Raw genomic sequence first — 24,867 nt, 5'->3', positions numbered from 1 at the left:
ACGCCTGTCACCCATCCTACGGCAAGGTGGCATGCGGTGCAGACTGTCAAGATAACGCGACGATCTCCTCGCGCGCATAGGACGTGTTGCCAAACTTCGAGAACCCGAAATCACGGTTCAGTCGATGGGGGGCCTTCGTGGCATGGGCCAGCTCATGCGCCCAGACCCCGTAGAAATTACGCGGATCCTGGAACCGCGTGATGGACGGCATGTAGACCTTGTCCACGGGCGGCAAATAGTACGCCTCCGTGCCCGTGAAGACGGTGGTGATGTCGATGGCATCGAAAAACGCCTGCATGTGCGGGATGGGCTCGGACGGAGGATGCTCGGGCGTTAGCTCCGGGTCGGGGAAGAAGCTCTCGGGCAGACCCTCGATCTGGCAGGCATTGAACACGCGGTAGGATTTCTGGAAGCGGAAGATACGGGCTTCCTCGGAGTGATCATTCCCGTCGCTGCGGTCATGCTCATCGCCGCCCGCGTCCCTCCGGCTTTGACCGTAATAAACGACGACAGAGGACTTCTCGCCCTTGCGAACCTTTGCGTCCAAGGCATTGGCCTGCGGCAACGTCATCCAGAAAGGAGAGCTGTGGCCCGCCATCACGGTCCGCATCGTCAGCAGAAAGTTGTTCACCCCTTGGTAGGGCTCACCGCCCACGCGCAAGGGGCGAGAGCTGCCACCTGCGGTCCAGGGCTTGCGCCACGGCAGGACGCCGCGCTCGATGATGCGGATGATTTCGTTTGTGATGGCCTCGGAGGCATCGAATTTGGGCGTGCGGGATCGGGCCATGGTTGGCGTCCTTTCGAGTTTTGGTGAGAGTAAGTGGTGATCAGGCTGTCTGATGGGACCGCGGATCGTTGAGGATCCTCGCGCCGAGCCCTTCGACCATGTCGATGTAGGTGAGCAGCGATACAGAACTGCCGGGGCCCCAGGGTTCAGGGTCGACCGATCCGTCCCGCGCCACCCGCGGCAGGTTCGCGATGGCGATGACATCGGTGACAGGTCGGATATCGATGAAGGGCGTCCCTCGTGCGACCGCAAGAGTGGCCAAGGGAAAGCGCTCAATCGGCGCGAAGGTTGAAACGGTGGTCCAACCAAGATGGATGAATGTCCCACCCTCTCCGCAAATCGCATGCGCGTGTGGCAATGCTGCCGCTTGCCTGAGATAGCCGAGATCACGCAGGACGGTCTCGCGCTCGAGCCGTTGTGCCTGCCCCGTCTGGCCGGTTCGGCGTAGTTCCTTGTGTCGCCACCACGAGGCAGCGGTCGCGCGCAACACGCGCAAGACACCTGTTTGCATGGGAATGCCCTTCATCAGGAACGGCAGACCGGAACCCGGCCCGGACCCATCTGAGGGACCCCAAAGGCCCTCATCCGTCAGTCACAAAACCCGAAGAACACTTTTACTTTTTTCGGCCCCTTTGGGCACACAACAAAACCGAAAAGCCCGGCCCTTCTGCCGAAGCCATTGATTTCATGCAGCAATTCCAGATCGGCAGGCAAGATCGGCAACGCATATCGGCAAAACCTTGCTTGAAAGTACGAAATGTGTTTATTTTTCAATTACTTTGAAAACATGGAAGATCGGCAAAAATGCTGGAGACACCCGCCAGGATCGAACCCTGCTTCTTCGAGGAGCATATTCCTACAGAACTGGCAGACCTTTCGGTCGACATCCAGAGGGAAGCCACCGGGCTGGGACAAGGGTTGCATCCTGACAGCGCAGCCGAACTTGCCGATCTCGTCCGTGTGATGAACTGCTACTACTCCAACCTGATCGAAGGACACAACACGCGCCCCCGCGACATCGAAAGGGCGCTGGCTGGGGCCGAGCTTGAGGAAGAAACCCGTCCCCTCGCCCTTGAGGCCCGGGCGCACGTCATCGTTCAACGGGCCATCGACGAGATGTATCGCAAGGGCACCCTGCCCCGCCCCACATCCGTCGAATTCCTGACTTGGGTCCATAAGAGCTTCTACGACGAGATGCCGGATGAGTTTCGGGTCATCGAACAACCCGAAGGCACACAAGAGCCCATCGTTCCGGGACGCATGCGCCAGGATGACGATCGGGAAGTTGCGGTCGGGCGCCACCTACCTCCTTCATCGTCGCGCGTCGCGGCATTCATGGACCATTTCGACAAACGATTTCAGATTGCGGCGCGGTCTTCGAGCGGACGGATCATCGCGATCGCCTCTGCGCATCACCGGCTCAACTACATCCACCCTTTCCCGGATGGTAACGGCCGTGTCAGCAGACTGATGTCTCATGCCATGGCCCTCACAGCGGGGATTGGTGGCCAAGGACTCTGGTCCGTATCACGAGGGCTGGCCCGCGGGCTAACCGATCGGGGCGAGTACAAACGGATGATGGATCTGGCCGACAGTCCACGCCGCGGGGACCGCGACGGACGGGGGAACCTGTCAGAAGCGGCACTGAAGACGTTTAGTGAATGGTTCCTAAAGGTGACGCTCGACCAGATCACCTTCTCAGCAAGATTGTTCGATCTCGGCGGACTTGACCAACGGTATCGTCGTCTTGTTGCAGATACCATCGATGACAAGCGAGCGCCGGAACTAATCTCGGCGGTTCTTCGGCATGGGGCACTGGAACGAGGCGATGCGCAGATTGTGCTCAAGACGTCCGAGCGTACTGCTCGCAACACGCTGAGTAAACTGACCGCCGCCGGATACATGACGTCCGCCTCGCCGAAGACGCCGGTTCGGTTGGCGTTTCCGTTGGATTATCGAGAGCGGCTCTTTCCAAACCTCTTTGGAGATGGTGACCTGACTGTGTGATTTTCGTTAGTCCGCGCTCTGCGCAGGAAAGCGCCCCCAAGGGAGAAAGTGGACGGATCCCCTAAGCAATGAGTTCACAGCTGTGAACCTTTCTTCTGCGCGACGAAACAAGACGCAGTTCACAGCTGTGAACTTTTCATGCAGCGTCCTTTCTCATAAGGGCCATGATCATGGGACCACAGGAGAATTCACCGAGCGCAGCCTTTGCAGACAGCGACCGCAAATACCCACCAGGCGACCGGATGTCGCCGAAGCGTTCCAACATTGCCAAGATGACCACCGATGCCTCTTCCGGACCCATGTACTGTTTGGCCTCATCCCACGCTGAGGGAGAGACGCCCATCATAGGTCTTATTACATCGGCAACCCTTACTAGATCATGCCAGTGGCGCACAGGTCGTTCAGCATAAATTCGGTATTCAGAGCAAGCGGCCAAAACGAGACCGAGGGGTATTCTAGGTAGATTGTTGTCGACTGAGACAGGCTCATCAGTCCTACCCTCTGCAACCAGTGCTGACGCCGGATCGGAGACGCGGCCCTCGTCCTGCGCTTTTTCTAAGCGTGGTTCAAAATCATAAGAGTCTTTATTTGAATTCTGATAGTGCTGCTCATTTGTGACTTCATTGGTGCTCATATCTTGTGACCGCACTGGTTCCAACAGGTCCCTAATGGCGTTGAGGGCTTCGGACAACGCAGACTCAATCTGCTGCAACTCTGCAAAGTCGAGCTTGCGGCGAAGGTCACGCGCCGTCAGGACGCATAGGTCAGACGCCTGGTCCCAGATGGCTCGGTCAGGGCGCAGAGAACGGCCGTAGTCGACGAGACCCGCTAGATCACGGCGCATGAGGCTTACTGTGGATCTAAGCCGCTTGTAGCGCTCCTCAGCAGCACGGACAGCCTCTGCGGCTTCGCACACTTCGACGAAGCGTTGGGCGAGGGGGGCCAGATCGAAGCCGAAAGCGATCTTTTCGTCGCCATACCGGCGCGCGTAACGCTTGCCATTGGGACTGTCGCGACGCACGACGAAACCGGTTTGCACCAGGTTCGCCAGATGCCGCCGCATGGTCGAGCAGGGCATGCCGTTCAGGCGCTCACAAATAGCCTTGTTGGACGGATGCACGACAGTTTCACTATGGTTCCCGCCAACGATCGTGGCCTGATGGAAACTGACCAATGCCTGAAGCACGCTCAAATCACGGTCGGACAAGCCGAAGGCGATACGGGCAGCGGCGAGTTCGCGAAGTGCTTCCCATTTGTTGACGCCGGAAGGCGGGAGGTCCTGTTGTGCCGCTGCCTGATAGTGCAGAATGGCAGCATTTATGGGTCGCCTGAAAGGCGTTACGGGGGTGTAGTCCATTTTACATTCACGAAGACAAAGAAATCACGGTCCGCGAATCACTTAAGACTTGCGAAAAACGGCGTCCGAGACTAACTTGAGAGTGCTAAGAACAAGTCAGGGTCTCGTAGGGCGGTCGCTTTGCGGGACCTTTTCTTTGGCTTTTTCGTGCCTCCTGTTTTTGGTTTCTGCTCTTCCTCAGCCTTCTGAACGCTGCTTCCAGCGTTCGTGAAGTTCTTCAATCAAATCATCGGCTTCAGACTCTACCCAGTCGGCAAACTTACTATTCTGCAACTCGATAGAGATCCCTTTGGCGGTGCGTTTGAGCGTGCCGCCACGTTTGCCCCCAATCCTGAGAGGCTGACTGGATGCAGCAGAAGGGGAGGGGGCCTTGGCCGGTTTGACTAACCTTGTGACAACCTTCGACACAGCTTCGAACGCCTGCACAGAGGGGTCGTCGGTCGCAGGTGCGGCATCAATCACCATGGCCACATCGGCCTTGCCATGGGTTTCCTCAGCAAGGCGGATCAGGCTGCCCCGATCCAGGCCCTTGTCCGCGATGGCACGGCCCATGGCCTCCCACCGGGGTCGGCCGATGCCGTGTGCAGCACCGATGGCGCGGATGAGGTCTGTACCGACCATGTCGGCGATGGCGATGGCCATGGACACCGAAGATTTGGTCACAGTCAGAATTTCTGCAACCTGTGATTGATTTCCAAAGCCCGACGATACGAGTTCTTGCGCAAAAATCGCCTTTTCAATGAAGGATAAATCGCGGCGCGCCATGTTTTCGGAAATCTGCGCACGCAGAGCGCTGTCATCATCCAGATTCGCGACCAGTGCGCGCACCTTGGCGACCTTGTCGGACTGGCGGATCGCCTCGAGCCGGCGGCGACCATAGACGAGCAGATAGCGGTCCGTCTCTGACGGGTGCCGGCGCACAAGAATTGGTACGGTCTGACCATTCGCCTCGATTGCGGCGCGCAGATCATGCACATCCGCCGGATCAAGCCGGTCGGCCATTCGGTCGTCGACGATACTGGCCGGGTCGAGTTCCCAGACATGATGTGAATCGACCGCATCACGGGCCGAGCGCAGGGCGCGGTTGGACGTCATCATAGGGGTTACGGCGCCAGCCTGAGGGGTAGGGCCCGGGCCACCGGCTGCCGCGAGATTATCGAGCATCGACATGCGTTTTTTCTTGCCACTCGTCATGACCGCCCCCACGTTTTCTGAATAAGATCAGAGACTTCGTCGTTCAGCGCGTTCAGGCTTTCAAGGGCGCGATCGTAGGTCGTGCGGGTAAAGGCGCTCCGCTCTACTTCGTATAGGGTTTGCTTTGTCAGACCTGCGTCGGAGATCGCCGTGGATTTGAGCATTGGCGAGTTGAGCACCGCATCGCCATACATGGTGCGCAGAAAGGCGACGATCCGGTTTTGTGGTGCATCCTGAGGTTCATAGCGTGTCAGCGCATAGCGCATCCAGTCGTGGGACATGTCCGCACCGCTTTCGGCGATCACGTCCATCAGATCAGCCGTCATGCGCAGAAATTGCGACATCGACATCACGTCGAGCATTTCCGGATGAATTGTGACCAGCACGCCGGTGGCGGCAGAAAGTGCGGACATGGTGAGAAAGCCCAGTTGCGGCGGGCAGTCGATGACCACAACGTCGTAATCGCCGTCAACCTGCGCCAACGCCTCTTTCACGCGGAAAAAGAACAGGCCTGCGTTGCCTTGTGAAAGAGCACGCGGCGTTTCGTGTTCGAACTCCATCAGTTCCAGATTGCCCGGGATCAGGTCGAGGTTCGGGATATAGGTCTTGCGGATGACAGCGCGGATCGGGTCTGGGTCGTCATAGCGGATCGCGTCATAGAGCGTGCCGCCATCTGTCAGATCGAATTCGGGCTGTACGCCATGTAACGCCGTGAATGAGGCCTGCGGATCAAGATCAATGCCCAGGACGCGATAACCGCGCAAGGCCAGCCGTTGTGCAAGGTGTGCCGAAGTCGTCGTTTTGCCCGATCCACCCTTGAAGTTCATCACACCGATGACTTGCAGGTGATCGCCGTCACGCCGTCCGGGGATATAGTCTCCAGGCTTGCGCGCGGTCTTTTCCAGCAGGACACGCAGGGCCTGAATGTCCTGCGCGGAATACAGGCGACGATTGCCGGCCGTCAGTTCAGGCGAAGGGCCCTTGCCATCAAGGTTGATTTTGCGCAGGTATGAATCGTTCACACCAAGAAGCGCTGCCGCCTCGCCGGAGGTGAATTTGCGCATTTCCTTTGTGGCGTCAGGGGGAAACAGGCTCTCGCGTTGTGAATGCAACTGGTTGGCCAGCCACTCAGAATGCTGGCGGATGACCGCGTTCAGGTCCTGGTGCACGAAAGTCTTGTTCATCTGCCCTCTCCATCCGCGCTACGCATCTTCGGCGTGTTCACGGTTATTGACGTTTTTTGCCTCGTTTCCGTGACTATTGCCGTAAGAGTCGGATTCGCGCAAGTTTTTTCCACATCTTGTGTGAGCTCACCGTCGAAACACAAGCCCGTTCGCCGTCGTCGTCGCATGCTGATCTTGGCAATTGCGGCAGGATGATATACATATATGATCGTATATCCAGCTGGAGGAACGACAACATGCAAGTTGCAAAATGGGGGAATTCGCTCGCAGTCCGGCTGCCTGCCGATCTTGTGCGCGAACTAGGCCTCAAAGAAGGTGACCAAATCGATCTGATAAAGGACGACGGTACTTTGCTCGTCCAGCGCCAACCTCGCGCCGATGAAGTCCTGCAAGGGCTAAGGCGGTTTCGCGGAAAGCTATCCAAGGACGCACGCCTGAGCCGCGACGTTGCGCATGAACGCTGAATTCGCGGATACAAATGTCGTCCTTTACCTTCTTGACGACGGCCCAAAGGCGGATCGGGCGGAAGACATCTTGGGGCAAGGGCCGCGGATCAGTGTGCAGGTCCTGAACGAAGCGATGGTCAATTGCCGGAGGAAAGCCGGTCTCAGTTGGGAGGAGACCGGCGCTTTTCTCGCAGGGGTCCAATCCTTGTGTCCAGTCGAGGACCTGTCCGTGCAAACCCATCTTGTGGGCCGAGCGTTGGCAGAAAAATACCAGCTTTCGGTCTATGACGCGATGATTGTGTCGGCCGCTCTTATTGCTGGATGCACGACGTTGTGGAGCGAAGATATGCACGACGGATTGCTGGTCGAAAATCAGTTACACGTCGTGAATCCATTCACCTGACCAGAAATGGGCTGCAACCTTGCAATCGTTCCATGATTTGGAAGATTTGCAAGGTTGTGTTTATTGCGCGCACTTTAGCAAGCCCAACTTCTCCGCGCGTTCCAGCAGCATCCTCACGGACGACGGCTGCCAGCTGGCGCGTCCGCGCGGGGAGCGTTCGCGCATGAATTCCAGCCGGTCACAGATCGCCTGGAGCGCGATGTCAGGGTTCGCGCCCTTGATGCCAGCGACAATCGCGGGCAGGCGATCGTCGGTTTCGCGTCGTCCAGCGCGACCAAGCACTTCATTGGGCAGAAACCCGTCGCGCACATAGGCTTTCACTGCGCGCAGAAGGCGGCTTTGCGTCCAGTGGCGGTCGTACGGCAGGGGGCCATTGATGATCCGAAGCACATCTTCCCAGGCCATATCGGGTCGAAGTCGTCGGACATGTGGCACCCAGTCTTGAGCCGTCTCGTTCAGCCGCTCCATGTAGCCGTCTTGCCGCGCGAGCCGCACCTTGCGTAGCGCCGCTGGATCGCGGGCGCGTAGGCCCGGGTTCCCGCCGACCCGGCCCTTAGTACGGGCACTCGCCAGCCCCGCCTTGGTACGTTCGCGGATCAGCGCCCGCTCAAACTCGGCCGCGGCGCCCAGAACCTGCAGCGTGAACTTGCCTTGCGGAGATCCGGTGTCGATCGGGTCCTGAATGGAACGAAAGAACGCCCCCTTGGCCTCCAACCGTTCGATCACCTCGAGAAGGTGCGACAGAGAGCTTGCGAGCCGGTCGATCCGTACGACAACCAGTGTGTCGCCCTTGCTAATGCGCTCCAGCAAGCGGGCAAGCACCGGCCGGGCACGATTGCCGCCTGAGGCGTGCTCTTCGAAGATCTCGACGCATCCCGCAGTTTTCAGGGCCTCAGACTGGGGCAGGGGGGTCTGATCCTCTGTGGATACGCGCGCATAGCCTAACAGGGGCATAAAAATCGGCCGTTAGCAATTTCATATACCGTTACTAAACGACCGTTTGTAAACAGAGGCAAGGGCGCTCTTTGTGGTGCTGCAAATCAAAAACCCCTTGGTTTTCATATGCTGAGCGCGATCAGAGAGATATCGCAGACCACCGCGCGCGCGTGCTATATAGGGTGTGCAGGCGCACCCTAACAAAACACTTTGGTAAAATGCAAAAGCGCCATATTTTGCACATATGAAGCCTCAAGTACCTACGCAGTATAGTAAATTGGACGATCCTCTAGTTGATGCGGAGGGGATTGAAGAGACGTCCGAGGACGACCTGTGGTTCCTGCCCGGTCCAATAGAAGTGGAGCCGGATTATCTGCCGCCCAGACCGAGGGCAGAGCTGCCTGAAACCGCAGTCCTCGACGATTGGCGGAAGGCAGAGGCAGGTAATGCCGCCCGTCTTGCCCGTGTGGCTAGCCGGATTGGCGCGCTGGATGACCGTCTGCACCGTGGCCCGGAAGGCTGGCGGCTCAGGCTCGCCCTGATCGAGGCGGCAGACCTCAGCTGGTTTGTGGGTGACCGAATTGGCCCGGATCGGCTGGCGCTTTGGATATCCATGCGCTTGTCCGGGGTGCAGGACGACACCGCAGCGCTCGCGCGTGTCGGATGGGCGGTGCGCCGTCTGACAGGCGGTCCCGGTCCAGAGGTGGACTTATCCGCTTTCCTCGATCGCCGTGACCCTGAAAACATGGCCAATGAAGCCGAGCCCTTTGCGGATCGCGCGGTCGGTTGGCTTGACCTGATGGCGCAAGCCGCCCACCTGCATTCGATTACACGCGCCTGCATGGGGTTTCACCTCTGGAACCTTGCGGGCCTCGGGCAACAGGACGACCGGATGGAAGCGGCGGTTACCGCCGCACGCATTGCCGCGAGCGAAGGCCCGAATTTGAATGGGGGGGCCATCTTTGCGCCTCTGGCTATGCGCGGGGCAGGGGGGCTGCGCGCCAGTGGCCCACCTGCCGAGCGCTTGCAGCGTTGGCTCGAGGGAATGGAAACAGCATGCCTGACCGCGATGCGGCACCTCGACGATATCCAGGCATGGTCAGCGCGGGCGGACAACATGATGGCACCGCTCTCTGGCAAGACACCACCTGCATTGCGCGCGGTGCTGACCGAATGGCCCGTCGTCTCCGCTCCAATGGCCGAGACCCTGACCGGTGCCAGCCGCGCCGCCGTCCAGCGCAACCTTGCTTGGATGGAAGCGCAAGGTCTAATCCGCGAGGTGACCGAACAGGTGCGTTTCCGCATGTGGCGGGCGATGCCATGAAACACCTCTAAAGAAGCACTCGTTTTGGTGCGTAACATTTGTTGATAGTTCAACGGAGGACCAGAATCGTGACAGACCAAAAATATGAGACAGTCGATTTCGACGTGCGGCTCAGAAATAGTAGTCAGATGGATTTGCGGTGTTTTCACCTATCTGTGGGATCCTCTAGTCGCTCTAGCCTCAAATTCTTTATTTCGAAATCACGAAAGAATAAGTCTCTTGGGCGCAAAAACTGGGGCACGAAAATTGCGATCTACCCGTGGACAGACGGGGTCAGTTTATAGAGCTGGGCGACCGCCCCATGAAGCCGAAACAGCCGATCACCGCTCAGATCTTGATCAATGCCGCCGTCGCGTACATGAAGGCGATGCCGCCCAGAAACCCGACCAGTACGGCTGGTGACATCAGCGCCGCCTGCCTGTCGGCGTTTTGACGTACAAGGTAGGCGCTGACCTCGACCATGACTTGCAGGATCGCACCCGCTCCGACGGCGAGTGCCAGTGCCGACCATTGCGGCGCATAGGCAAGGCTGCCCGCCCACATTCCGAGGATGGCCGGGCCACCGGCGAGCAGGGTCAGAGCGGCAAACGTCCAAAGCGTTGGCCGGGCACGAAGCATCGGGGCGGCGATGCCTATGCCCTCGGTGACATTGTGCAAGGCAAAGCCTAGGACGAGGAAAGTTCCAAGCCCCGCCGACCCGGCGGCGAATGCGCCGCCGATTGCCAGCCCTTCGCCGAAGTTGTGAAGCCCGATCCCGAGGGCAATGTAGAACGCAAGCGCGATGCCTTCCGGATTGCCGCGCCAGCGCCCGATAGCCATCAATAGAAGAAAGCTTGTAAGCGCCGCCAGCCAGACCATGGCAGAACCTTGGAATATCGCCGCCGCATCGCCGGACAACTCCACCGCTTCCGCAGTCATGTCGATCAGCAGGAAGGCCAGCAACCCAACCGTCAGTGCGAGCAGAAAGTTCATCCCGCTTCGCCCGACGCCCTTCATCGCCGGAAAGAACATGAGACCAAGCGCAACCGGCAATAGGCCGACGATCGCTCCGATCACTGCCTGCAGCCGGAGTTGCCCCCAGGTGGCGCTTGGCGTCGAGACGGCGACCCCGATCTCATGCCCGAAGGTCGCGCCCGTGTTGGTCAGCAGGTTGACGCGATGGGCCTCGCCGAGAACCCACGGATAGGGAATTCGCAACCAGACCGCTTCGCCGCGGGCAATCGGCCCCGCGGGCTCCTGCGTGAAGGTCCAGTAGGCGTCGTCCACTGCGACCTGCGCGACCACCATTGCTTCCGATCCGCCGGCGCGCACACTGAGCGAAATCCCCGACCCATCGAGGATCGTCCGTTCGACGGTCAACGCCTCGACCGGGGGCGCGCCATTGTTGAAGCCGCGCAGCGGATCGAGCGAGGCAATCCACACGAAAGCCCCCAGCATGACGGCCAGCGGCACGAGGACGAGAAGCAGGCGGGTCATTGGCGGGCGGCTGCGTTGGATATGATCGGTCATGCTCCGGCCTCTCGCACGTCGAAAAAGCCCATCCAGCCAAGTTCGGTGAACTCGGCCTGGTGCGCATGGAACATATACATCCCGTCCTCGTGATCGGCGAAGCTGAACTCGAGGATGCCGCGCTGCGCCTGACACTGCATGATCACATCGACCGTGCGCAGGGTCGGCGTGAGCTGGGTGCCGGTGTCGTAATAGTCGAAGAAATTCCCATGCAGGTGGAACGAGTTGATCGGATCGAACTCGGTCGCGTTCATGAGGTAGATGCGCACCGGGCGCGACTTGTCGATCCGGATCGGCGCGTTCATGTAAGCTTGGCCGACCGTGTTTACGGCATAGACCTCGTTCTCACCATCGAAATTGGTGTCAAAGCCGTTCATCACCATCGCCAGTTCCTGCCATTCGGCGTTTTCCGGGCTGCCCAGCACACGCGACGCCGCAACGGCCGCAAATTCGGGGTGGCGCGCCGGATCCGGATCGACCACGAAAAGGCCGTACATGCCCTTGTGCATGTGCCGTTTCAGTGGCAGGGCATGGCAATGGTAGAGGTGGCAGCCGAAGGGCTTGGCATCGAATTCGTAAACGAACTCCTCGCCCGGATCGATCAGCCCGGCGCCTTGAACACCGTCCATGCGCGCTGAATGAATGCCGTGAAAGTGCATGGAATGGGGATGTGAACCAAGGTTGCGAAAGACGATCCGTAGCCGTTCGCCCTCCTTCGCTCGCAGGGCGGGGCCGGGAACGCGGCCATCGAACGTCCAGGCGGGGAAGAACACGCCGGGAGCGATCTCGATTTCCATGTCGATGGCGTCCACCTCGAACGTTCGCAACGTGCGCCCATCCGGCAGAACTTCGGTGCGACCGGTCTCCCAGTCGGTCAGCATGGCCGTCGGGTCGAACCCGTTCCGGGCGTGGTCGACCTGGCCGACCATCGTCATGTTACCATGCGCCATGCCACTGTCATGGGCCGAATACGGATCGACCGCCCCGCCGGGCATAGCATGCCCCGCCATCGGGTCGGGCGTTGCCTGGGATTGCGCGCGGCTCGCGGCCACGGCCGCTCCGCCGGCAGCCACCAGACCGCCGACCAACAACGCGCGTCGCGACGCCGAAACTGGCTCCGTGACGACGCCAGGTGGCGCTGTGGGCAGCGATGTCTCCACGGCGGACGACACCTCGCGCCCTCGCTTGCTGGTATCGACAGGCATGGACGTTGTCCCTTCAGATGACACGCAGGCCAAAGTCCCGGCGCAAAAAGTTAGCATAGGCTAATAATCATCGCTCAGGCTTTACGAGTCAATCCTGATCGTGCGAGGGTGACGGCATGATTGATGATGAGAACCTTGAATCAACCGAGGCAGAGGCACGTGCGGTCGAATCCCGCGCCGAGGCCTTCATCGGTGTGCGCGAGGCGCGGCGCAGCGAGGTGGCGGAAGACTATGTCGAATTGATCGCTGAGTTGATCCACGAGAACGGCGAAGCCCGACCGGTCGATATTTCGGCCCGGATGGGCGTGACCGCGCCGACGGTCGCCAAAACCCTTGGCCGTCTGGCGCGGGACGGCCTGATCACTCGCGCGAAATACCGTTCGGTCTTTCTGACCGAGGAAGGCCGGGCGCTTGCCAAGGAATGCAGGCACCGCCACGAGATCGTCTTGCGCTTTCTCCTGAGCCTCGGGCTAGACCCCGAGACGGCTGAACGCGATGCCGAAGGGATCGAGCATCATGTGAGCGAGCGCACGCTTGCCCTGTTCGCGGCGTTTGCCCAGCGGTCATAGGCAGGTGGTTGCCGCTGCAACAAGTCGGTTGGCCGAGGATTTGAACGAGCCAATCTTTGGATGTTCCAAGAAACGTGATTTTGTGCCGCTGGCATTCGGATCGCGCGGGTAGTAGATCAAGATCATGAGACGTTGGGCGCGCCTTATCTGCATTCTCTCGCTGGTGGCTTTTGCCATCGGCGCGGTCGCGCAGTCTGCGGGCTCAATTGCCATGGCCTCGTCAATGGTCTCCACGGACAGCGGCATGATGGCGATGGACGATTGCGACGCCTGCGGCAGCTTGGAAGACGGTAAGATGGGTTCCGTCTGTGATTTTGTGTGCAATGCCGCGGGAATGGCCGCTCTTCTTTCGATTCCGGCTGGCACCAGCCCGATCGCTGCCGCCGCGGCCCATGAAATCCGGCCAATGGACGTTCCGCACGGAATATCTGGCCCCCCGGCCAAACAACCTCCTCGAGTCTACCTCTGATCTGACACACGGCGCTTGATTGCGCTTCGTGTGTTTCTCCGTGCCGGACGCCCCCAAATGGGCGTTTGCGCGGGGCCATGAACGTCGCTGAGCAATTGCTTTGGCGGCGTACAGTGAAATCAGAGAGTGTTTATCCATGTCCTACCAAATCAGTTCCCGTTTCAGTCGCCGATCTTTTCTTGCAACATCCTTGGCGGGTTTCGGCGCCGCGGCTTTCGGAAAGCCTCTGCGCGCCGAGCCGCAAATCCGCAGCTTTTCGCTGCGCCCCGCGCCGGGACAGGCAAGGCTGGTCCCAGAACCTTATCCCGCAACCCCCGTTTGGGGCTTCAACGGTCAGGTTCCCGGCCCGGAGCTACGGGTTCGGCAAGGCGATCGGCTGCGCATCGTCGTCACAAACGGTCTGGACGAGGAAACCACCGTCCATTGGCACGGACTTCGTCTGCCGAACGCGATGGACGGGGTTCCACACCTGACGCAGAAGCCGATCGCACCCGGAGAAACCTTCACCTACGAGTTCGACGCGATCGATGCCGGGACCTTTTGGTATCACCCCCACCAGCGCAGTTTCGAGCAGGTCGGACGTGGGCTGGCCGGACCACTCATCATCGACGAATCCAACCCGCCGCGGGTCGACCGCGATGTCACCTGGCTGCTTGACGACTGGCGGCTGACGCGGGACGCGGCGATTGCGGATGACTTCGGCGCAGCCATGGACATGAGCCATGCGGGCCGTCTGGGCAATACTGTCACGATAAATGGGCGTGTTCCCGATGTCTTCGTGGTGCGGCAAGGCGAACGCATCCGGTTGCGGCTGATCAATGCCGCCAACGCCCGCATCTTCGCGCTCGACTTCGGCGACCTTTCCGCGCGCATCATTGCGCTCGACGGCCAGCCGATCACCCCGCACGCCGCGCCTGACGGTGTCGTGGTTCTGGGCCCGGCGATGCGTGCCGACATAATGCTCGATTGCCCTGCCGACCCGGGAACCACGCTTCAAATCGTCGACCGCGCCTATCGCGATAATGAATTTAACCTGCTGGATGTCGTCTTTGACGAAACGCCCCTGCGTGCCACGCCGCCGGAATGGGAAATTGCCCTTCCAGCCAATCCACTGATCGAACCTGATCTGAACGCAGCCCGTCGTCACGAAATCCTGTTCACCGGGGGCATGATGGGCGCCATGGTCGAGCGCCAGATGGGCCCGAGCCAGTCCGGCAGCATGATGGGCGGAATGATGGGTGGCGTTGTGGGTGGCGGCATGTGGTTCGTCAATGGCGTCGCGGCCGAAGGGCACATGCTCGATCCCTTCCTGACATTGGAGCGCGACGCGAGCCATATCCTCCAAATGACGAACGCCACTGCCTTCGACCATCCGATCCACCTGCACGGCCACTCCTTCCGCGTCATCAGCCGCGATGGCGTGCCGACCGAATTCCGTGAATGGCAGGACACCGTGCTGATCGCGCCGCGCGAGCAGGTCGAAATCGCCCTGGTCGCCGACAATCCCGGAGACTGGATGTTCCATTGCCACATCCTTGAGCACCAGGCGGCCGGGATGATGGGCGTGATCCGCGTCGCATGAGCAGAGGAGCATGCAGATTGAAGTCGATTGAGATTGGATGTCGGCCAAACCGGCGCAAGGTACTCACCGCGGCACTCAGTATCGGCGTCGCTTCGATGTTGCCGGGGTTCGCACTCGCGGCGAGCGATGGTGATCCAGCGGCACTTGCCTTTGATGGCGATACCATTCTGCTGGCGAGAGGAGGGCTGTTCGTCAGTGACGATGACGGCCGGACTTGGACCGCGGCAGAGACACCGGGGAACGTGCTGTCGCTGGCGACCCATCGCGACCGGCCCGGCCGTGTGGTTGCGGGGCTCGCCGTGGGCGGTGTCAGCACTTCCGAAGATGGGGGCGCTTCGTGGCGCGTCAGCGACGCTGGGCTGCCTGACGGAGAGATCAATGCCGTTGCCATCGCCTCGCGGAACTCGGACATGATCTATGCCTCGGTTCGCGGCGACGGATTGTGGAAGAGCGAGGACGCCGGCGCAACCTGGTCGCTCGCCATGGACCGCCCCTGGCTCGACGACGCAGAGCGCGAACCTCTTGCTCTGGCTTCGGTCGAGCTTGAAACCGGCATGGGCGGGATCTGGATCTATGCGGGCACCGAGGTTGGCCTTGCGCGGGTGCCCGATTGCTTTTGTCGCTGGCAGGACGTGCAGCCAGGCAACGCGATGGACGCATTGGTTGCGGGTGAAGCCCCACCGTCCGAAGCGCCATTGCCAGGCGGTCAACCGATCCTGTCGCTGGCCAGTGCCCCCTCGGCGCCGGAAGTGATGTATGCCGCTCTGCGTTCGGGCCTCTGGGCATCGCAGGACGGCGGAGTCATCTGGCAAAAGCGGGCCAGCAAAGCTGCGACCGCTGTTGCGGTTCATCCAAGAGACGAGACCTACATCGCTGCCCTGTTGGGCGGCATCTTGAAATTCAGCCGTGACGGCGGCGCAACCTGGATCGAAACAGGAGAACTATGATGGAGAAAATGATGCAGAGAAGAAACGCGCTTGGTCTGATTGGCAGCGGCATTGTCGGAATGGTGGGCCTGACCACATCGGCTTGGGCGCAAGCGACAGGCGATGTGGCGCCCGGTCTGACGGGCAGCGAAAGGCAGATCACCATCTGGCGCGATCCGGGCTGCGGCTGCTGTGATGCCTATGGGGATTATCTCGAAGAACACGGCTTTACCGTAACGCGTGTGGATGACCGCGACTTCGACAAACGCTCGGTCGAAGTCGGTGTGCCCGCCCAGGGCATCGGCTGCCACTTGGCCGAAATCGACGGCTACTATGTCAGCGGTCTCGTCCCCGTCGACATCATCGAGCGGCTGCTGGAAACCCGTCCGGCGATAACGGGTATCACCTTGCCGGGAATGCCCGCGAATGCACCCGGGATGGCTGCGGTCAAGTCAGGCACGCTAAGGACCTACGCCTTTGGCCCGGAAGGAATCTCAATCTATGCCGATGAATAAGGGGCCGAAAAACCGACTGGCGAAGGGTACGGTCAGGCGGTCAGTGCACCTCGCTGCCCTAGTGTCCACGCTCGCGACCACCGGCGTTGTGGTGCTGGCCCAATCGGAACCGGTGGACCCGCGTGTCGAGGGACTGACGTTCTTGGGAGAGCCCGTGCTTGCATCCGAGGTCACGGCAGGGCAACAGCTTTATGCGGACAACTGCGCCAGTTGCCATGGTGCGAACCTTGAAGGCCAGCCCGATTGGCGTCGTCGTCTTGACACCGGAAGAATGCCGGCCCCGCCGCATGATGACACAGGCCACACCTGGCACCATTCAGACCGCATGCTTTTTCAGATCACTAAAGGCGGGGTCGGTGCCGTCGTGCCGGGATACGAGAGCGACATGCCGGCCTTCGGAGAGGATCTGACAGACGCAGAGATCGAGGCGATCCTCGTCTACATCAAGAGCACCTGGCCTGAGCGACAACGTGAGTTCCAAGCCGAAGTTTCGGCCAATGACACGGGCGGGTGAAGTTCGACAGGGTGTCAGGATAGTATCTTTCGACCAAAGCCGATCCACCGGGGGACCAATTCGGCAAATCTGTCCTACTCCGCCCCCCGACTCCCGCTTTACCACGCTAATTCGGACCTGACCTGGTTGGCCGTTAACCCGACCGCAAGGCAAGCATGTGCTACCAGGGTCGCGTGCATGCGTTCACGAAAATTTGCCCTTGAACCTCTAGCCACTAGAAGTCCTATCTAGTCGACGAGAATGTATATCGTTCTTGCCATTGATCGCCGGTGGGAACCGAAAGGGTACGACATGCTGACAAGACGACACTTCATTCAAACGACAACAGCGCTCTTTTCGGCGACTGTGGCCAACCCTGTGTTTGCCGATAGCTGGCCCACCGAGGCGCAGAAGGCTGAATGGGACGCGCAAGTCAGCCCGCCCGGCTTCGATCCGGCCACGTCAAACCCTTGGGGACTACACCCACGTTTCTTGCCTCAGCGTGTGGACGCGAAGGACGGCCTCGTGCCGGGAGACATCCATGTCGATGCGGTCGCGCGGTATCTCTACCACATTGAGGAGGGTGGAACCGCGATGCGCTACGGCGTGGCGATCGCGCGGGGCAACCTCTACGAGCCAGGTGTTTATAACATCAAGCGCAAGGTCAGGTGGCCGCACTGGACGCCGACACAGAATATGATCGAGCGGGATCCCGAAAACGCAAGATGGGCCGACGGGATGGAACCCGGGCCTCAAAACGCCTTGGGATCGCGGGCGCTCTATCTCTATGTCGGTGATCGCGACACCTATCTTCGGATACACGGCACACCCTATCCGAGAAGCATCGGCGGTCGTGCGAGTTCGGGTTGCGTGCGGATGGTTATGGCACACATCAACGAGCTTTATCCGAACGTCGAGATCGGATCGACAGCACATCTTTATTCGGCTGAGGACAGCGTTACCGCGAGAAGTTGAATGAGGTAATTAGCTCTCAGCGCATTGATGTGACGTGCGGGTCGTCGTCACACTTCCCGCGCGACGCAGATAGGGTTGCCGTTCGCCGTGCGCAGCGGCAGCAAGGTCGTTTCAACGGGGCCGCTGTGTTCGTACCAGTAGCACCCGTCCTCGGGCACCAAGCGCGCGGTTGCAACATCCTGATCCGGGGCAGCCATTGCAATCACGGCTTCGGGAACGTTGCCCCGCTGGTCTGCCGCGTCGCCTGGCCCAGTCGGCTGGACTGCGCATCCGGCCGTAAGCGACAGCACCACTGCAACCATCATTTTTTGCTTCAGCATCAAAACCCGCATCAAGCTTCCTTTCGTGACTGTTTTTCTTTGCAGCGGCTGTTCATGCCTCAAGGCGTGATGGAGCCGGTCGCCGCATCCTCTAGCAATAAAACAAACTGAAATACCACCGTATTTTGCTCTTGAAGCTCTAGCTACTGTAGGGGCTATGTCATGGTAAAGCACCCGAATCCAGAGGTCCATTCATGCCGTCCGACACCCATCGTCACGACCACGATCACGCCGAAGATGCCCAGACAAGCGGCGGCAGCTGCTGCGGGAGCGCCGGAACGTGCGGCGACATCGTTCCGACGACGCCCGCGCCAGCGGGCGGGCGCAGTTTTCAGGTGTCCGGCCTCGATTGCGCCGAGGAGGTAGCAATCCTGAACAAGGTGGTCGGCCCGAAGATCGGCGGGGCCGAGCATCTCGCGTTCGACGTGATCAATGGACGGATGACTATTCTCGACAGCGCCAAGAGTGTATCGGACGGCGAAATTGCAGAGCTGGTCGCAAGCACCGGCATGACCGCCAAGCCCTGGGATGCCGAAAACGCGTCGGTCGACCAGGCGGCCCATCTTGCACGCCAGCGGCTGTTTACGGCGCTCAGTGGCGGCTTCTGGGCCGCGGGATTTCTGTGGCACATCATCGAGACCGGCATGGGGGGGGCACTCGGCCTCTTCGCAGGGCACGGCGAAGCGCCGATGCCACTGGTCGAGGCAGGGCTATTCGCGGTTGCGATCCTGTTCGGTGTTTGGCTCGTGGCGCCCAAGGCATGGTCGTCCGCACGGCGGCTGTCGCCCGACATGAACCTGCTCATGGTAGTCGCAGTCGCGGGTGCAATTGGCCTCGGCGAATTTTTCGAGGCGGCGACGGTTGCGTTCTTCTTCTCGCTCTCGCTTTTCCTCGAAAGCTGGAGCGTCGGGCGTGCGAGGAATGCGGTTTCAGCTCTGCTGGACCTGGCGCCGCCGACGGCAAGAATTCTTTATGATGACGGTTCGGAAGCGGACGTACCGGCTTCCGCGGTTGCTATCAACGCACGTTTCGTCGTGCGCGGCGGAGACCGCATCCCATTGGATGGTGAGGTTGTCGATGGGGCAGGGGCCGTCGATCAGGCGCCAATCACCGGAGAGAGTGCGCTGGTCCCAAAGGAACGGGGCGACGATGTCTATGCCGGTACGATCAACGGCGAAGGCACACTGACGGTGCGCGCCACGAAGGCCGCCTCGGACACCGTGTTGGCCAAGATTATCCGCATGGTCGGCGACGCCCATGCCCGCCGCGCGCCGGTGGAGCAGTGGGTGGCGAAATTTGCCCGCATCTACACGCCTATCGTCATGGCTCTCGCCATCGCAATTGCCCTGTTGCCGCCGCTCATTTTCGGTGGGGCCTGGGATTATTGGTTCTACAATGCACTCGTGCTGCTGGTGATCGCCTGCCCGTGTGCTCTGGTCATCTCGACACCGGTCTCCATCGTCGCTGCACTCACCGCCTCTGCGCGGGCGGGGGTGCTGATCAAGGGCGGTGCATATGTTGAGGCACCGGGCAAGACCACTGCATTGGCCATGGACAAGACCGGCACGATCACCATGGGCGAGCCCGAGGTGGCGGCGGTGCATCCGCTGGGCAAAGCATCGGCGCAAGATCTGATGACCCTCGCCGCTGGGCTGGAGGCACGTTCCTCGCATCCCTTGGCGCGTGCCATTCTCGCGCGGGCAGAAGCCGACGGCATCAATGTGTCCGCCGCGGAAGACACCCGAACCGTTCCCGGTAGGGGACTTGAAGGACGCACAGACGGCCGGTCGATCTGGCTAGGGTCCGACCGGTTTGCCGAGGAGAAGGGTTTCGGCGACGCCATTCCGAAGGATCTGCGCGACCGCATCGAAGGGGCTGGCAGCACCCTTGTTGCCGTGGGCGACGACACCGGCGTGACCGGCATCCTGGAATTGCGCGACCGTATCCGCCCCGACGCCAAGGGCATCGTGGCACAGCTCCACGCGCAAGGCGTGAAGACCATCGTCATGTTGACGGGCGACAACGAGCGGACAGCGCGCGCCGTTGCAGCCGAGGTCGGCATCGACGAGGTCCGTGCCGAGCTTTTGCCCGAAGACAAGGTGACAGCCATCGAAGAACTGGTCGAAACGCATGACATGGTGGCCATGATCGGCGACGGGGTGAACGACGCCCCCGCCATGGCGCGCGCGCATTACGCCATCGCGATGGGCGCTGTTGGTTCGGACGCGGCAATCGAGACGGCGGATATTGCCCTGATGACCGACGACCTCGGCAAGGTGCCTTGGCTGATCGGTCATTCGCGCCGGACAATGTCGATTATCCATCAGAACATCGGTATTTCCTTGGCGACCAAGGGCGTTTTCGTTGTCGCTACCGCGTTCGGACTGGCATCGATGTGGGGCGCTATTGCAGCCGACGTAGGAGTGTCATTGCTGGTGGTGGCCAACGCCCTGCGCCTGCTTAACAGCCAAGAGGCCAAGGCGCCGCCGTCCGGCGGTGAACAGGTTGGCGAAGGCTTGGCCAAAGGGGCGCTGGCACATGGTCATTGAACTGGGAGAACCCGGAAAGGAGCCGAGACGAGACATGAGCGTGAAGGGCAGGATGATGTGTCCGGTTTGCGAGGTGCCCTTGAGCATGACCGACCGCCAGGGGATCGAGATCGACTTCTGTCCCGATTGCCGGGGTGTCTGGCTCGACCGGGGCGAACTGGACAAGATCATCGAGCGTTCGGCACCCGATGTGGCGCCTCAGCGGGTGCCTGAGCCGCGCGGCTACGACGATGATCGCGGCTACCGGCGCGGAAAGCACGGCTATCGGCGCAAATCCTGGCTTCACGAGTTGTTCGATTAAGGCTTGCCGTGGCCTCCCTGCCGGTCGCCCTCAAGGCGCTGCGGTAGGCCCGCAAGGCATTCAGCGGTGAGCAGGTTGGTCCAGAGATCGCAAAGGCCGCGCTTGCCCACGGACATTGATCACGCAGCATTTGCAAGGTAACGTAATGTCCATATCAGACCTCACGAAAGAGGCATCGAGCAGTGAAAACCATCCGATTTCCCCGCCGCGCCGTCCTGTTGGGCGGGTTGGCAGCGTTTTTGTCTGGCTGTGCCAGCAAGTTCCGCAGCTATGGCGGACCCGAGGTGACCCGTGTTCGGCTTTACAAGGGGCAGCGTTTGCTTGTTCTGGACGGAGCCGATCGCGTATTGCAAACCTATCCGGTCGGGCTGGGTTTCGCTCCTGAGGGTCACAAGCAATTCGAGGGAGACGGCCGGACCCCTGAGGGCGCTTACGTAGTCGATAAGCGCAACCCCGACAGTACGTATCATCTTTCGGTTGGCATCTCCTATCCGAATGAGGCCGACATAGCCTTCGCTGAAGCGCAGGGCCTTTCCCCCGGCGGCGACATCTTCATCCATGGTGGTCCACGCCCAGGGATCGACCCAACGGATGTCCGCGACTGGACAGCTGGCTGCATCGCGGTCACAGATCGGCAGATCGAGGACATCTATGCAATGGTGAAAGACGGAACACCGATCGACATCTACGCCTGATGGGAGGAGATGATCTTCCGTCAGATCAGGAAAATCGTCGGCACAGGGCCACGTTGATCACTTCGATGGCGATCACGGCTAAAGTGACGCTCGCCGCCGGGGGCCAGCGCAAGCACCCGGTACGCGTAAGGACACTACAATATGTGTCCAGCCGTGGCAGTGGCGAAACAGGCGGGCCCTAGCGGAGAAGAATGCGTCTGGTCTCATGTCGAATTCAATCTATCCGAGGGCATAGACGATGGTCACGACGGTAATCATGACAACCATGAACATGGAGAATGCGCCAAGGGCGAGCGTACGGCCCATGTCCCGGTTCGGCTTCTCTACTTTCAGACGCAGTTCCTCCGCGGTTTCCGGAAACTCGAGCGCCGCCGCATTCGATTGGCGCATCAGGTCGTAGCGGGACGTCCAGCGCCGTTCCTCCGCCGCGTTCCAGCCGTTCAGCACCAGAATGATTGCCGCGATGAGAACCATCGACGACGGGACCCAGATTACGTAGCCACCGATTGTCTCGTCAGCCAGGGCGCGAAGTCGACCACCGCTCGCTGCGATGATTTCTGATCCATAGAGGGGCACCTCCTTGAGCGTTGTCAGGGAGCCCAGAAAGATGTTGGAAACGATCACCACGAACCCTGACATCAGCCGAGCGCCGCGCCGCGCTCCTTCAGGCGGATCACGCAGATCGAACAGCATAGCAAAGTACCAAAGCCCAGCAAGCACCATAGACAGATGTGCCAGCGCTTCCATCGCCGCAATACGTTGTGTAAGGGCGTAGATCATCGGGATCTGCCAGACGAAAAGCGCACCAATCAACAAGGAGGTGGCAGATGCAGGAAGCGCCAAGAATCGCGGGATGCGCGCACGCCCAATCGCGGCAAGGCGTCGGCGCCATTCCCTTTTCAATCCGGCTTGAAGGCCAAGCCAGGGCTGAGAAACCGCGATAAGAAGCGGTCCTACCAGTCGCAGAAGAAGATGCTCGACCTGATGTACCGAAAACAGACTGTGCCCCAATGGCGCGAGCGGCCCATTCGTCGCGACGAGGACGGCCGCGAGGCCGACAAAGAAGGCGGTTCGACGCCAACCAGAAACCCTTCCGAGACAGCGAGCGTGTATTTTGAGCCCACGCAAAAACAGCCATACTGTAAGACCGACAACAATGAGCGACACCGGTGACAGCACATAGCCGAAAGGGTCGTAAAGGAAGAAGAAGTTTGTGATCATTCGCTCTGGCCCTCGCTCATCCGAGGGTTGTCGGAGGTAGCCGGTGTGAGCCGCGAGATCCCGGAAGCGCCGCCACGGGCCAGTGACAGATCGGTCGACATGGCGAGGTATTCGCCTTGTATCCACGAGGGAAAGAGATTGTCGTAGAATCGAGATAGCGGATGTCCCGACTGTCCGGCGGGCGTGATGTAGTATGATCCCGCTGCTTCCGATATCGACATGACCGCCTGAAAATTGCTTCCGGCACTCACAAGGAATGGACGGTCTTCTTCAACACCAAATGATGTCAAGAATTGCGTAAACGGATCGCCTGAAATCGGCGCTTGAAGGGACAGCAGGTTGGTCAGCAACCCACGTGAACTGATCGGCGACCACTGCATGTCCAATCTATGCTCCTCCCCCCAGGTCCACGTCGAGGGATCGCGCCCATATCGATCGACCAGCCAGCCAAGGGCATCATCCAGGGCCACGCGAACCTGCTCCTCGCATGTCTCGCGAGGTGAGGATAGGCGGATGTCGCACCAGATTGCGCTACCGCGACGATCGCTGAGTACCGCATAAAGAAAGTTCGGGTTCGGACGGGTCCAGAGTTGCTGCGCTGCCGGAAATTCGTCTTTCAAAATGCGCTGCTGCAAAGCCCGGAGCCAAGTCCAGAACAGCAGAGGTTCCGGTGAATAGCGATCCATGTCGCCATTCCACGACGCAAGCCTGTCCAGTAGTTCACGACGAAGGTCGTTCGCATCGGTGCCTTCGATGCTGTCTCTGGACTGCACGAACCAAAGCTCCTTCGCCATCAGGGGCAGCAGGGTTCGCGCCACGGTACTTACGGTGTCCCTTTGAACACCGATGGCGCCTTCAGTCGAGAAGATCGATTGCCGCGCTTCAAGCTCCGCCAGTCGAATGTCGCGAAATGACAACGCTCGTACGGCTTCCTCTTTTGGCCATCGGGCAACGGTCTCTCGGTCAATGGCCAATGCCTCCATGCCTTTCGGCAACATGTCTGCGGCAACTCCGATGGCATCGGTCGCGTCGGCCGAACGCGTGAACAGCTCCAGCATCGTCAGGAAACCTGCCGCCTGCACGGGTGACGGCCCCCTTGGTGCCTCCTCGTCTGGCACGGGAAATGACCGGAAGGCCCAGGCGACGCGCGTATTGCGACCGACAATAACGAAAGGTACGCCCGGCATCGTGGCCCCTATGGCCGGCCCTGTCGAAAACTGAAGATCGGCGAGATACCATTCCGAGGGCAGCGACAGGGAACCGCTGATATCGGCGGCGAGAATTGGTGTCCCGGCAGCGGTTCGGTCACCGTCTATCGCCCATGCATCGAGGCGCTGCTGCGGATCAGTCGCAAATAGTTCGAGCACTTTTGGTCGATCCGACGGTATAATTGCACTTGATAAGCTCGGCGTTCCTTTCCGTGCGCTTTCCGGTCGCAGGCCATTCAGAAAAGACCGGGCAATCCTCAGGCTATCGCCAGGTGTCCAGGCATCGATCGACCGTTCGTCTGCGATCAACAGTTCCGGCGAGCCTCTGCCGCGCCCTCCCGCCGACACCAGCTCGAGCCACGCATTGACGCCGGCGGCATAGGATTCGAGCGCGTCTGAGACCGCTGGCGCAACGGACAATGTCTCATCGGATGGCCAAGAAGCTTCGGCCATTCGCCTTGCCCTTAACAGCTGACCGAGTCGGTCTTGCGCATGAACGAAGCCGATCGCGAAATAGACATCCGCGGCGGAACTCGCGGTAATGTGCGGGATTGCCGAGGCATCTCGCAGAATATCGACCGGTCCACCTAAGCCTGCTACCGAGAAGTCCTCGTTGTAGTCGGGAACGGATGCGCTCAGCAGAAAATAGACCAACCCGGAACCAACCGATGCCGTGATACAGATCGCCAAGA

24 protein-coding genes and 1 pseudogene are annotated in these 24,867 nt (G+C 60.3%); 13 read left to right on the top strand and 12 right to left on the bottom strand.

Features of this window, described 5'->3' with window-relative positions:
- Positions 1-55: 55 nt before the first annotated feature.
- Positions 56-787 (bottom strand): annotated as a pseudogene (locus tag ATO6_RS22720) (ArdC family protein); the annotation flags it as partial.
- Positions 788-827: 40 nt separating this feature from the next.
- The gene (locus ATO6_RS22715; protein ID WP_254919247.1) at positions 828-1,298 is read right to left on the bottom strand and encodes a hypothetical protein; all 471 of its coding nucleotides are present in this window, start codon (positions 1,296-1,298) and stop codon (positions 828-830) included.
- Positions 1,299-1,591: 293 nt separating this feature from the next.
- On the opposite strand from ATO6_RS22715, the gene ATO6_RS22710 reads away from it, so the two are divergent.
- Positions 1,592-2,794, top strand: a complete 1,203-nt coding sequence (locus ATO6_RS22710) for a Fic family protein (protein WP_088626268.1) — start codon at positions 1,592-1,594, stop codon at positions 2,792-2,794.
- A gap of 136 nt (positions 2,795-2,930) precedes the next feature.
- On the opposite strand, the gene repC is transcribed toward ATO6_RS22710, so the two are convergent.
- The 3 genes from repC to repA all read right to left on the bottom strand — a co-directional run bounded on the left by repC (position 2,931) and on the right by repA (position 6,529).
- Complete coding sequence (gene repC / locus ATO6_RS22705; RefSeq protein ID WP_088626267.1) at positions 2,931-4,151, bottom strand: plasmid replication protein RepC; 1,221 nt, start codon at positions 4,149-4,151, stop codon at positions 2,931-2,933.
- A 177-nt stretch (positions 4,152-4,328) separates the two neighbouring features.
- Entirely contained in the window at positions 4,329-5,345 is a 1,017-nt protein-coding gene (gene repB, locus ATO6_RS22700; protein ID WP_088626271.1) for a plasmid partitioning protein RepB, read from the bottom strand.
- Complete coding sequence (gene repA / locus ATO6_RS22695; protein WP_088626266.1) at positions 5,342-6,529, bottom strand: plasmid partitioning protein RepA; 1,188 nt, start codon at positions 6,527-6,529, stop codon at positions 5,342-5,344. Before repA ends, repB begins: the two co-directional genes overlap by 4 nt.
- Positions 6,530-6,765: 236 nt before the next feature.
- Here repA and ATO6_RS22690 point away from each other — a divergent pair, with 236 nt between their 5' ends.
- Positions 6,766-6,993, top strand: a complete 228-nt coding sequence (locus ATO6_RS22690; RefSeq protein ID WP_088626265.1) for an AbrB/MazE/SpoVT family DNA-binding domain-containing protein — start codon at positions 6,766-6,768, stop codon at positions 6,991-6,993.
- Complete coding sequence (locus ATO6_RS22685; RefSeq protein ID WP_088626264.1) at positions 6,983-7,378, top strand: PIN domain-containing protein; 396 nt, start codon at positions 6,983-6,985, stop codon at positions 7,376-7,378. The genes ATO6_RS22690 and ATO6_RS22685 overlap by 11 nt, the downstream gene beginning before the upstream one ends.
- Before the next feature lie 60 nt (positions 7,379-7,438).
- On the opposite strand, the gene ATO6_RS22680 is transcribed toward ATO6_RS22685, so the two are convergent.
- Complete coding sequence (locus ATO6_RS22680; RefSeq protein WP_088626263.1) at positions 7,439-8,332, bottom strand: recombinase family protein; 894 nt, start codon at positions 8,330-8,332, stop codon at positions 7,439-7,441.
- Positions 8,333-8,558: 226 nt separating this feature from the next.
- Here ATO6_RS22680 and ATO6_RS22675 point away from each other — a divergent pair, with 226 nt between their 5' ends.
- Positions 8,559-9,638 (top strand): hypothetical protein, encoded by a 1,080-nt coding sequence (locus ATO6_RS22675; RefSeq protein WP_009503863.1) that lies wholly within the window; start codon positions 8,559-8,561, stop codon positions 9,636-9,638.
- Between the two features lie 327 nt (positions 9,639-9,965).
- Here the strand turns inward: ATO6_RS22675 and ATO6_RS22670 are convergent, their stop codons facing one another.
- Together ATO6_RS22670 and ATO6_RS22665 are read right to left on the bottom strand one after the other, a co-directional pair.
- Positions 9,966-11,147: a ZIP family metal transporter gene (locus ATO6_RS22670; protein ID WP_054540797.1), complete on the bottom strand. Its 1,182-nt coding sequence runs from the start codon at positions 11,145-11,147 to the stop codon at positions 9,966-9,968.
- On the bottom strand, positions 11,144-12,352 hold the full coding sequence (locus ATO6_RS22665; protein ID WP_223870724.1) for a multicopper oxidase domain-containing protein: 1,209 nt from the start codon (positions 12,350-12,352) through the stop codon (positions 11,144-11,146). The genes ATO6_RS22670 and ATO6_RS22665 overlap by 4 nt, the downstream gene beginning before the upstream one ends.
- Positions 12,353-12,468: 116 nt before the next feature.
- Here ATO6_RS22665 and mntR point away from each other — a divergent pair, with 116 nt between their 5' ends.
- A complete protein-coding gene (mntR, locus tag ATO6_RS22660; protein ID WP_054540798.1) occupies positions 12,469-12,921 on the top strand; it encodes a manganese-binding transcriptional regulator MntR in 453 nt (150 codons plus the stop codon).
- Here the strand turns inward: mntR and ATO6_RS25220 are convergent.
- A complete protein-coding gene (locus ATO6_RS25220) occupies positions 12,916-13,365 on the bottom strand; it encodes a hypothetical protein (protein ID WP_176441066.1) in 450 nt (149 codons plus the stop codon). The two genes, mntR and ATO6_RS25220, sit on opposite strands and share 6 nt — an antisense overlap.
- A 161-nt stretch (positions 13,366-13,526) precedes the next feature.
- Here ATO6_RS25220 and ATO6_RS22650 point away from each other — a divergent pair, with 161 nt between their 5' ends.
- The 5 genes from ATO6_RS22650 (at position 13,527) to ATO6_RS22630 (ending at position 17,881) form a co-directional block, all read left to right on the top strand.
- Positions 13,527-14,972: a multicopper oxidase family protein gene (locus ATO6_RS22650; RefSeq protein WP_054540800.1), complete on the top strand. Its 1,446-nt coding sequence runs from the start codon at positions 13,527-13,529 to the stop codon at positions 14,970-14,972.
- 17 nt (positions 14,973-14,989) lie between these two features.
- Positions 14,990-15,919: an exo-alpha-sialidase gene (locus ATO6_RS22645; RefSeq protein ID WP_223870725.1), complete on the top strand. Its 930-nt coding sequence runs from the start codon at positions 14,990-14,992 to the stop codon at positions 15,917-15,919.
- The gene (locus tag ATO6_RS22640) at positions 15,919-16,413 is read left to right on the top strand and encodes a DUF411 domain-containing protein (protein WP_028095379.1); all 495 of its coding nucleotides are present in this window, start codon (positions 15,919-15,921) and stop codon (positions 16,411-16,413) included. The genes ATO6_RS22645 and ATO6_RS22640 overlap by 1 nt, the downstream gene beginning before the upstream one ends.
- On the top strand, positions 16,400-16,927 hold the full coding sequence (locus ATO6_RS22635) for a cytochrome c (protein ID WP_028095378.1): 528 nt from the start codon (positions 16,400-16,402) through the stop codon (positions 16,925-16,927). Before ATO6_RS22640 ends, ATO6_RS22635 begins: the two co-directional genes overlap by 14 nt.
- Before the next feature lie 291 nt (positions 16,928-17,218).
- The gene (locus tag ATO6_RS22630; RefSeq protein WP_009503854.1) at positions 17,219-17,881 is read left to right on the top strand and encodes a L,D-transpeptidase; all 663 of its coding nucleotides are present in this window, start codon (positions 17,219-17,221) and stop codon (positions 17,879-17,881) included.
- A gap of 47 nt (positions 17,882-17,928) precedes the next feature.
- On the opposite strand, the gene ATO6_RS22625 is transcribed toward ATO6_RS22630, so the two are convergent.
- Positions 17,929-18,213 carry a hypothetical protein gene (locus ATO6_RS22625; protein ID WP_028095377.1) on the bottom strand — a complete coding sequence of 95 codons (285 nt, stop codon included), beginning with the start codon at positions 18,211-18,213 and terminating at the stop codon, positions 17,929-17,931.
- A gap of 182 nt (positions 18,214-18,395) precedes the next feature.
- On the opposite strand from ATO6_RS22625, the gene ATO6_RS22620 reads away from it, so the two are divergent.
- From ATO6_RS22620 to ATO6_RS22610, 3 genes are all read left to right on the top strand, one after another.
- Positions 18,396-20,750, top strand: a complete 2,355-nt coding sequence (locus ATO6_RS22620) for a cation-translocating P-type ATPase (protein ID WP_028095376.1) — start codon at positions 18,396-18,398, stop codon at positions 20,748-20,750.
- A 34-nt stretch (positions 20,751-20,784) separates the two neighbouring features.
- Positions 20,785-21,051, top strand: coding sequence for a zf-TFIIB domain-containing protein (locus tag ATO6_RS22615; RefSeq protein ID WP_035367121.1), 267 nt, complete (start codon positions 20,785-20,787; stop codon positions 21,049-21,051).
- Positions 21,052-21,233: 182 nt separating this feature from the next.
- Complete coding sequence (locus ATO6_RS22610; RefSeq protein WP_035367119.1) at positions 21,234-21,746, top strand: murein L,D-transpeptidase family protein; 513 nt, start codon at positions 21,234-21,236, stop codon at positions 21,744-21,746.
- Positions 21,747-21,965: 219 nt separating this feature from the next.
- On the opposite strand, the gene ATO6_RS22605 is transcribed toward ATO6_RS22610, so the two are convergent.
- Both ATO6_RS22605 and ATO6_RS22600 read right to left on the bottom strand, forming a co-directional pair.
- On the bottom strand, positions 21,966-22,967 hold the full coding sequence (locus ATO6_RS22605) for a cytochrome c oxidase assembly protein (RefSeq protein ID WP_028095373.1): 1,002 nt from the start codon (positions 22,965-22,967) through the stop codon (positions 21,966-21,968).
- A complete protein-coding gene (locus tag ATO6_RS22600) occupies positions 22,964-24,865 on the bottom strand; it encodes a penicillin acylase family protein (RefSeq protein WP_223870726.1) in 1,902 nt (633 codons plus the stop codon). The genes ATO6_RS22605 and ATO6_RS22600 overlap by 4 nt, the downstream gene beginning before the upstream one ends.
- Positions 24,866-24,867: the final 2 nt, after the last annotated feature.

The organism is Oceanicola sp. 22II-s10i (assembly GCF_002210105.1).
Taxonomy (GTDB): domain Bacteria; phylum Pseudomonadota; class Alphaproteobacteria; order Rhodobacterales; family Rhodobacteraceae; genus Pseudooceanicola.
The sequence above is the reverse complement of the archived record's forward strand: the minus strand, read 5'-3'. Positions and strand labels throughout refer to the sequence as shown.

What these genes read in the sequence shown, in the direction of transcription:
- ATO6_RS22670 (WP_054540797.1), bottom strand. Translation starts at nt 11,147, where the DNA reads ATGACCGATCATATCCAACGCAGCCGCCCGCCAATGACCCGCCTGCTT.
- ATO6_RS22715 (WP_254919247.1), bottom strand. Translation starts at nt 1,298, where the DNA reads ATGCAAACAGGTGTCTTGCGCGTGTTGCGCGCGACCGCTGCCTCGTGG.
- ATO6_RS22680 (WP_088626263.1), bottom strand. Translation starts at nt 8,332, where the DNA reads ATGCCCCTGTTAGGCTATGCGCGCGTATCCACAGAGGATCAGACCCCC.
- ATO6_RS22685 (WP_088626264.1), top strand. Translation starts at nt 6,983, where the DNA reads ATGAACGCTGAATTCGCGGATACAAATGTCGTCCTTTACCTTCTTGAC.
- ATO6_RS22640 (WP_028095379.1), top strand. Translation starts at nt 15,919, where the DNA reads ATGGAGAAAATGATGCAGAGAAGAAACGCGCTTGGTCTGATTGGCAGC.
- ATO6_RS22620 (WP_028095376.1), top strand. Translation starts at nt 18,396, where the DNA reads ATGCCGTCCGACACCCATCGTCACGACCACGATCACGCCGAAGATGCC.
- repC (WP_088626267.1), bottom strand. Translation starts at nt 4,151, where the DNA reads ATGGACTACACCCCCGTAACGCCTTTCAGGCGACCCATAAATGCTGCC.
- repA (WP_088626266.1), bottom strand. Translation starts at nt 6,529, where the DNA reads ATGAACAAGACTTTCGTGCACCAGGACCTGAACGCGGTCATCCGCCAG.
- ATO6_RS22635 (WP_028095378.1), top strand. Translation starts at nt 16,400, where the DNA reads ATGCCGATGAATAAGGGGCCGAAAAACCGACTGGCGAAGGGTACGGTC.
- ATO6_RS22675 (WP_009503863.1), top strand. Translation starts at nt 8,559, where the DNA reads ATGAAGCCTCAAGTACCTACGCAGTATAGTAAATTGGACGATCCTCTA.
- ATO6_RS22665 (WP_223870724.1), bottom strand. Translation starts at nt 12,352, where the DNA reads ATGCCTGTCGATACCAGCAAGCGAGGGCGCGAGGTGTCGTCCGCCGTG.
- repB (WP_088626271.1), bottom strand. Translation starts at nt 5,345, where the DNA reads ATGACGAGTGGCAAGAAAAAACGCATGTCGATGCTCGATAATCTCGCG.
- ATO6_RS22690 (WP_088626265.1), top strand. Translation starts at nt 6,766, where the DNA reads ATGCAAGTTGCAAAATGGGGGAATTCGCTCGCAGTCCGGCTGCCTGCC.
- ATO6_RS22605 (WP_028095373.1), bottom strand. Translation starts at nt 22,967, where the DNA reads ATGATCACAAACTTCTTCTTCCTTTACGACCCTTTCGGCTATGTGCTG.
- ATO6_RS22710 (WP_088626268.1), top strand. Translation starts at nt 1,592, where the DNA reads ATGCTGGAGACACCCGCCAGGATCGAACCCTGCTTCTTCGAGGAGCAT.
- ATO6_RS22630 (WP_009503854.1), top strand. Translation starts at nt 17,219, where the DNA reads ATGCTGACAAGACGACACTTCATTCAAACGACAACAGCGCTCTTTTCG.
- ATO6_RS22625 (WP_028095377.1), bottom strand. Translation starts at nt 18,213, where the DNA reads ATGCGGGTTTTGATGCTGAAGCAAAAAATGATGGTTGCAGTGGTGCTG.
- ATO6_RS22650 (WP_054540800.1), top strand. Translation starts at nt 13,527, where the DNA reads ATGTCCTACCAAATCAGTTCCCGTTTCAGTCGCCGATCTTTTCTTGCA.
- ATO6_RS22615 (WP_035367121.1), top strand. Translation starts at nt 20,785, where the DNA reads ATGAGCGTGAAGGGCAGGATGATGTGTCCGGTTTGCGAGGTGCCCTTG.
- mntR (WP_054540798.1), top strand. Translation starts at nt 12,469, where the DNA reads ATGATTGATGATGAGAACCTTGAATCAACCGAGGCAGAGGCACGTGCG.